The 7,135-nt window shown below is 58.1% G+C and carries 2 protein-coding genes; both read left to right on the top strand.

Annotation, left to right across the window (positions count from 1 at the left end):
• On the top strand, nt 1-1,486 hold a 1,486-nt coding region (locus L8U60_RS08825), incomplete at its 5' end, for a Rib/alpha-like domain-containing protein (protein ID WP_269966002.1).
• Nucleotides 1,487-1,982: 496 nt separating this feature from the next.
• Nucleotides 1,983-7,133, top strand: coding sequence for a YPDG domain-containing protein (locus L8U60_RS08820; protein WP_269966001.1), 5,151 nt, complete (start codon nt 1,983-1,985; stop codon nt 7,131-7,133).
• Nucleotides 7,134-7,135: the final 2 nt, after the last annotated feature.

The following is a 7,135-nucleotide window of genomic DNA, read 5'->3' as shown; positions in this document are numbered from 1 at the left end:
CGTTAAGGTTCCTGAGGATGCAACGCCTGGTACCAAGATTGAGGTTCCGGTTGTTGTGACTTACCCGGATGGTTCTACCGATGAGGTGACTGTCACGGTCACTGCTATCGGTGACTACGCCGTGAAGTACGACCCGGCCACGGGCAAGGTTGGCGAGGATATTGTTGCGGAGCCGAAGAACGTCGGTAAGCATGAAGCTCCTGCGGACACCACGTACGCGGCGGGCAAGAAGGAGACCCACGATGGTCTCTGGACGATCAGCGACCCGGCTCAGGACGGCAAGATCACTGCCAAGGTTGACTCCAAGGCACTGAAGGACCGTTACATCTCCGAGCGCGACAAGGCCTTTGGCAAGAAGTGCGAGGACGGCGCTGTGATCACTGAGCAGGATGCGAAGGACTTCCTTAAGAAGTTCGCGCAGCTGTTCAACGCGAAGTCCGCGGTTGATGTCACCTTCACTCCGGAGGACAAGCAGCAGGTTGAGGCAACGTTCACGCTTGTCGACGCCGACGGTAAGCCGCTGGCCGAGAATGAGGACTGGGATGGCGACGGCGTATCCAACGTCGAAGAAATCCAGAACTGCTCCAACCCGTTCGACAAAACTGATGTTGAGAATGCGACTGAGCTGGAGCCGAGCTTCAAGTACCCGGCATGGGATAACGCGACGACGGTTCCGGGCGAGTCCGTGGACATCAACAAGACCCAGGACTCGGGTGACTTCACTCCGGGTACCACGGTCGATGTGACCTCGGGGCCGGGCAAGGCTGAGATCGACGAGAACGGCAAGATCACGGTCACACCGACGCCGGAGGCGAAGGTTGGAGACAAGATTGTCGTTGAGGTCAAGGACCCGAACGGCAAGGTCATCGACACCATTGAGGTGACCATCAACTCCCACGAGTTCTCCAGCCGTAAGGGCTGCACGGAGTCCCTCCTGGGCTTCGGTATCCCGCTGCTGGCTCTCATCCCGCTGGGCATTGCAATGCAGGCTGCTATCCCGGGTCTGCAGAGCTTCCAGGCTCAGGTGAACCAGCAGATTCAGGACATGAACACTGCGCTGCAGCGTCAGATGGGCATCCTGGATCCGAACATGGCACGTGCTGCTGCTGACTTCAATGCTCGTCTGCAGGGTGCTGGCGCTAACCTGGGTCAGGTTCTCGCTGGTCTCGCGGTACTGGCATACGGTGTCGCTGCAATCGTGACCATTGCTACCACCTGTGATCCGAAGAACCCGGAGAAGCGTGACTCCAAGCTCGACTTCTCCAGCGCATTCGGTAAGACCGGCGAAGGTTCCTCCAGTGAGCAGGAAGGCGAGAAGGGGTCCTCGGGTCAGACCGAGGGAAGCTCCCGCCAGACTGACGCTGAGGTTGTCCCGGAGCCGGAGCAGCCGGCACCAGGCGTTGAGGAAAACAACGATGCGCCGCAGGCTGCTGATGCTGATGCAGAGGTTGCTGATGCAGAGGTTGAGGAGAATCCCGCTAACTAATACACCAGTGATCGCTTCCTAGCCTCAGCTGAGAGAGGCTAGGACAACAGAAACCACAGCTGTTCTCTCCCAAAAAGGGGAGGGCAGCTGTGGTTTTTGCATTGTTGAGTAAAAGTGAAATAAACGACGATATAAGTGGAAATAAGGCTTAAGCCTAATAGTTTTCTGATAGTTTCTAAGGAAGTTTTAATTGTATAGATATGCCCCCCCAATATTAGGTGATAGGAGGAATATTCGTATTCTTCCGAGGCCTTTGACCTGCAATTACAATGCAGTGTTGTTGTCAAAATAGTTTTGTAAGTAAGCGCAAAACTAATTTAATTGGAAACAATTAATTGACACTGATACTTTCGTTAATTGTGAGAAAACTTATTGCGCCCGCAGTTCTGACTGAATGACGCCGGCGCATCTCATGTACGGGCTATGCCGTTCCGCTTAACGCCCCATGGTGTGGTCCGCAATTCCATACAACGTTCAATGTCTTTGGAAGGAAAACATGAACATCAAGAACAATGCTCGCCGCCGCGGTACATCCATTGCGGCAGCAGCTCTCTCCGTGGCGCTGGTCGCTCCGGTGGTGCAGCCGGTAATGAACCCGTCTGCTGTGCCTGCTGCGGTTGCTGGTACGCCGGATGAGGCTGGTCAGCCGAATGATGCTGGTAACGGTGTCAAGTACCCAGGCGAGAACGCCGAGGGCGCCTACCAGTCTGTGGTGGATGAGCAGCGTTACACCTTCACCCCGGGGGAGCCGAAGGGTAAGAACGTGATCCAGGCTGACGCGCCGAAGGGGACCAATCAGTCCATTGAGGGCTACGTCATTCACCAGCGCAATGGTGACGTGTCGGTTTACCCGGGTACCCGTGACCCATGGAAGCCAATCCCGATGGCTGGCGTTCGCGTTTACGCTCAGTGGACTGAGAAGGGTGGTGTTACCTCGCCGGTGTACACCGCTGTTACCCGTGAGGATGGTTACTACACCATCAAGATGAAGTCCTTCACTAATGCGAAGGGCGAGGTAGTCAAGTTCGATGCGGACCCGAATGGCCCGCAGTACGAGAAGATCCGTGTGTGGGTGGATAACCCGGATCCGGATAACTTCACCCAGCTGTACGGCTACAACTTCGGCCACATGGGCCCGAACGGCAACACCTACGACACCCCGGGCGGCATGGGCTGGTATGTCGGCTCGGACCGCGTGACCAACGTGCGCTTTGCCTTTGGTGAGAAGACTCACCATGACGTGATGCACCGTGATAAGGCTGATGAGAACCCAGCGGTTGGCAATGGTCCTGGCCAGATCCGCGGACAGCTGTTCTGGCACCTGTACCACACTCAGGGTGCGTTCACCCCGAACCTGCTGAACCTGAAGAACGGTGCTGATGTGCCGGCAACGGGCATGAAGGTTTACGGCTCCTACCTGTCTGACTACGCAGTTGAGCAGATCAACGAGAAGGCTGCGATTGATCTTGGGTTCGACGAGATCCGTGGTCGTGGTTGGACGAACCGTAACGAGACTGCGCTGCAGAACTGGATCAAGCGCAAGATGGCCGAAGAGGGCAAGGACAAGTGGATCGCTGAGACCGCTGAAGCCACCGTCGACAGCAAGGGCGACTACACCCTGCAGTTCAAGGGAACCTTTGGCCGCCGAATGACCAACGGTACCGTTAACCGTGGCTACGACGATAAAGCCCTGCGTTACACCGATCTGGCCCGTGACAACGGCGCTGAGGCTATCTTCCCTGATGGTTCCAAGCACAATGCTTACAGCCTGTACGGTCAGGTCGCGCCTTCAGCTGACTACGGCAGCTGGGTGAAGAATAAGACCGGTCGTGGTGGCAAGAATCTGCCGAAGCACGTGAACTGGGATTGGCTGTTCTTCTCCACGGAGGAGACCAAGGGCCTTGGTCAGTTCACGCCGTTCTACAACAACTCCTTCCTGCACCGCAGCAAGTACGTGTTCAACGGTGACGGCAAGTGGGCAGGTGGCCTTGTCTACGGCGCTGGCGAGCCTTACCTGCTGGCCAACCGTCACGTCATTTACTCCGACTACACCGTCTTTGACGTGCTCGAGTACGACACCCGCGAGAATCCGGCCAAGCCGGGCGCCAAGGTCGAGACTGAAACCGCTGGCCTGCCCACGGATTGGGTTGAAGGCCTGCAGTACCAGATCGAGTGGGTCAACGGTGAGACCGGTGAGGTTGCTAAGACCTGTGACCCTGTGTCCCCGGAGGCAAACGGTACTATCCCGTCCTGCCAGCTCGACACCACCGGTGTTGAGACTACGACTACGTTTACGGCATACCTCTACCCGGTCAACAAGGAAACCAAGGAGCGCGGCCAAGCGATCGCAGCCGACTCCTTCACGGTGCTGGTCGGTTGGCAGCCACATTACGAGGAGACCAAGGCTAAGCCTGGCGAGGAAGCGAAGTCCCAGGCTCCGACTTTCGATAACACGGAGACCGATGACGTTGAGAAGCTCAGCGCTGAAGAGCTGAAGAACCAGGACGCTACCAAGGAAGCGACTAAGTTCGAGCTGCCGAAGGGCTTTGAGGCTCCGGAGGGCTTCGCTAAGGATGCCATCAAGGTTGATCCGAAGACCGGTGAGGTTTCCGTAACCTTCCCTGCGGATGCAGCCAACAAGGACAGCGTTGAGGTGCCGGTGAAGGTCACCTACAAGGACGGCACGACCGCAACTGGTACTGCACGCTTCGTCGTTGAGTCGACCGACCGTCACTCTGACAAGCTTGTGCCGGAGTACACGCCTGGTTCTGGTCAGCCTGGGCAGGATGCCAAGGTTAAGAAGCCGGAGTTCAAGGAAGCCGACGAGAACGGTGAGCCGACGGATAACCCTGCTGAGGAGCCCGCAGGCACCAAGTACGAGCTCGATGGCAACAAGAAGCCGACGTACACCACTGAGGACGGCGAGCAGAAGGAACTGCGTAAGCGTGACGTAAAGGTCAACGAGGATGGCTCCATCACCGTTAAGGTTCCGAAGGATGCTCAGCCGCACACGGACATCACTGTTCCGGTCAAGGTGACCTACCCGGATGGCTCTGTGGACTACACGGATGCCACCGTCACTGTGGGGCTCCCGGACAATGAGAACTTCGAGCCGGAGTACAAGGACGGCACCGGTAAGCCGGGCGAGGACGTCAAGGTTGACAAGCCTGTCTTCAAGGACAGCAACGGCAATGACGTCGACGCACCTGAGGGCACCAAGTTCGAGAAGGGCAAGGATGCTCCTAAGGGTGTGGAGGTCAACGAGGACGGTTCCATCACCGTCCCGGTTCCTAAGGATGCGAAGCCGGGCGACAAGATCACCGTCCCGGTGAAGGTCACCTACCCGGATGGCAGCACCGATGAGGTAGAGGTCTCTGTTACGGTTACGCTTGATGAGCCGAAGGACAACGGCGAGTCTGGTGTTGCAGACGACGTTCAGCCGTCCTGGAAGAACTCCAAGACCCCGGCTGATACTCCGGTTGAGGTCCCGAACACGGGCGAGAAGCTCCCAGAGGGCTCCACGGTCACTGCTGTTTCCGATCAGGGTTGGAAGGTAGAAACCAAGGACGACGGCACGATCACTGTCACGCCGCCGGCTGACGCAAGCACCGGTGAGAAGTCCACGATCTGGGTTACCGTTGACTACCCGGATGGCTCCCAGGACATCGAGCGTTTCACTGTCACCGTCCAGAATGACGATGACAAGGATGGCGACCCGACCAACGATGGCAATGACGCCATCAAGACCACCCCGGATTGGCAGAACTCTGAGACCAAGCCGAACGCGCCGGTTGAGATCCCGAACGAGGGTGACAAGCTGCCGGAGGGCTCCAAGGTTGAGGTCCCGGACACTGTCAAGGACCAGTCGGGCAATGACTGGAAGGTTGAGGTCAAGGATGGTGACAAGGTTGTTGTCACCCCGCCGGAAGGCACGAAGCCGGGTGACAAGGTCACCGTTCCGGTGAAGGTCACCTACCCGGATGGTTCCACCGATGAGGAGACCGTGACGGTCACTGTTGTCGGCGACTACGGCGTCGTCTACGAGGGCGGCAAGGGCCAGGTCGATTCTGACATCAAGGCTGCGCCGAAGACCGAAGACGGCAAGACCGATGCCCCTGAAGGCACGAAGTACACCACCGCTAAGGGTGAGGACGGTAAGCCGAAGCAGGAGACTCACGACGGCCTGTGGACCATTGGTGATCCCGATGAGAAGACTGGTGAAGTGACCGCCAAGGTCACGAAGGACAAGCTGACAAAGCGTTTCGAAGAGGTTCGTAAGAACATCATCGGCGACGAGTGCAAGCCTGGCCAGGTTGACCCGGCACAGGTGGACAAGATCATCGAGACCCTCAAGGCTCAGTTTGAGGCATCCACCACGGTGGACGCTGAGTTCTACCCGGGTGGCAGCAAGCAGGAGAACATTCCTGTGAAGTTCCAGCTTGTCGACGCCGACGGTAAGCCGCTGGCTGAGAGCAACGACTGGGACGGCGACGGCATGGACAACAAGACCGAGATTGAGAACTGCCGCAACCCGTTCGATGGCGAGGACAACAAGCCGACGCCGTTGGATCCGGCAATTCAGCTCCCTGAGTGGGACGACGCCTCGGGCGCACCGGGCTACGAAGTGAACATCCCGAAGAAGGATGACTCTGGCGAGGTTCCGGAGGGCACCGAGGTGACCACTGAGGGTCCTGGTACCGCCACGATCAACGACGATGGCTCCATCACGGTCACCCCGAACGAGGATGCGAAGCCGGGCGACAAGATTGTCGTGAAGGTCACTGACTCCGAGGGCAAGATCGATGATGTCACGGTCACCGTTGTTGATCCGTGGAAGGATGCGTCGACCACTCCGGGGACGGAGACGACCATTAAGAAGGATCCGGACTTCAAGGTGACGGACGGTGCCGAGGCTGTGGTTGAAGGTGGCGACGACAACGGCACTGCCAAGATCAACGACGATGGCTCCATCACCTTCACGCCGGGTAAGGATGCGAAGCCGGGTGACACGATCAAGGTTGTTGTTAAGGACCCGAAGGGCAAGGTCATCGACACCATTGAGGTGACCATCAACTCCCACGAGTTCTCCAGCCGTAAGGGCTGCACCGAGTCCCTGCTGGGCTTCGGTCTGCCGCTGCTGGCTCTGATTCCGCTGGGTATTGCTACCCAGGCTGCTATCCCGGGCCTTCAGGCATTCCAGGCTCAGGTTGACCAGCAGATCCGTGACATGAACACGGCTCTGCAGCGTCAGCTGGGCATCCTGGATCCGAACATGGCTCGTGCTGCTGCTGAGTTTGATGCTCGCCTGAAGGGTGCGGGTGCAAACCTGGGTCAGGTTCTGGCTGGTCTGGCGCTCCTGGGCTACGGCATCGCTGCGATTGCAACGATTGCGTCCGCTTGTGATCCGAGCAACCCGAACAAGCGTGACTCCAAGCTGGACTTCTCCAGCTCCCTGAAGCCGGGTGAGAACGGGTCCTCCAACAAGAAGGAGGGCCAGGAAGGTAAGGAGGGCTCCTCGAAGGAGGGCAGCTCCAAGCCGACCGACGAGCCGACCACCCCGGTTGAGCCGACTGAGGTTACCGAGCCGACTGAAGGCGATGAGCCTTCCGTTCCGGCTGAGGTTGCCGACCCGACTGAAGAGAACTAAAG

Origin of the sequence: Corynebacterium meitnerae, from assembly GCF_027570075.1 — a bacterium.
In the GTDB taxonomy this organism is placed as follows: Bacteria; Actinomycetota; Actinomycetes; order Mycobacteriales; family Mycobacteriaceae; genus Corynebacterium; species Corynebacterium meitnerae.
This window is presented reverse-complemented; position numbering and strand designations above follow the sequence as displayed.

Coding starts and splice junctions, on each gene's coding strand:
- L8U60_RS08820 (WP_269966001.1), top strand. CDS start 1,983: ATGAACATCAAGAACAATGCTCGCCGCCGCGGTACATCCATTGCGGCA.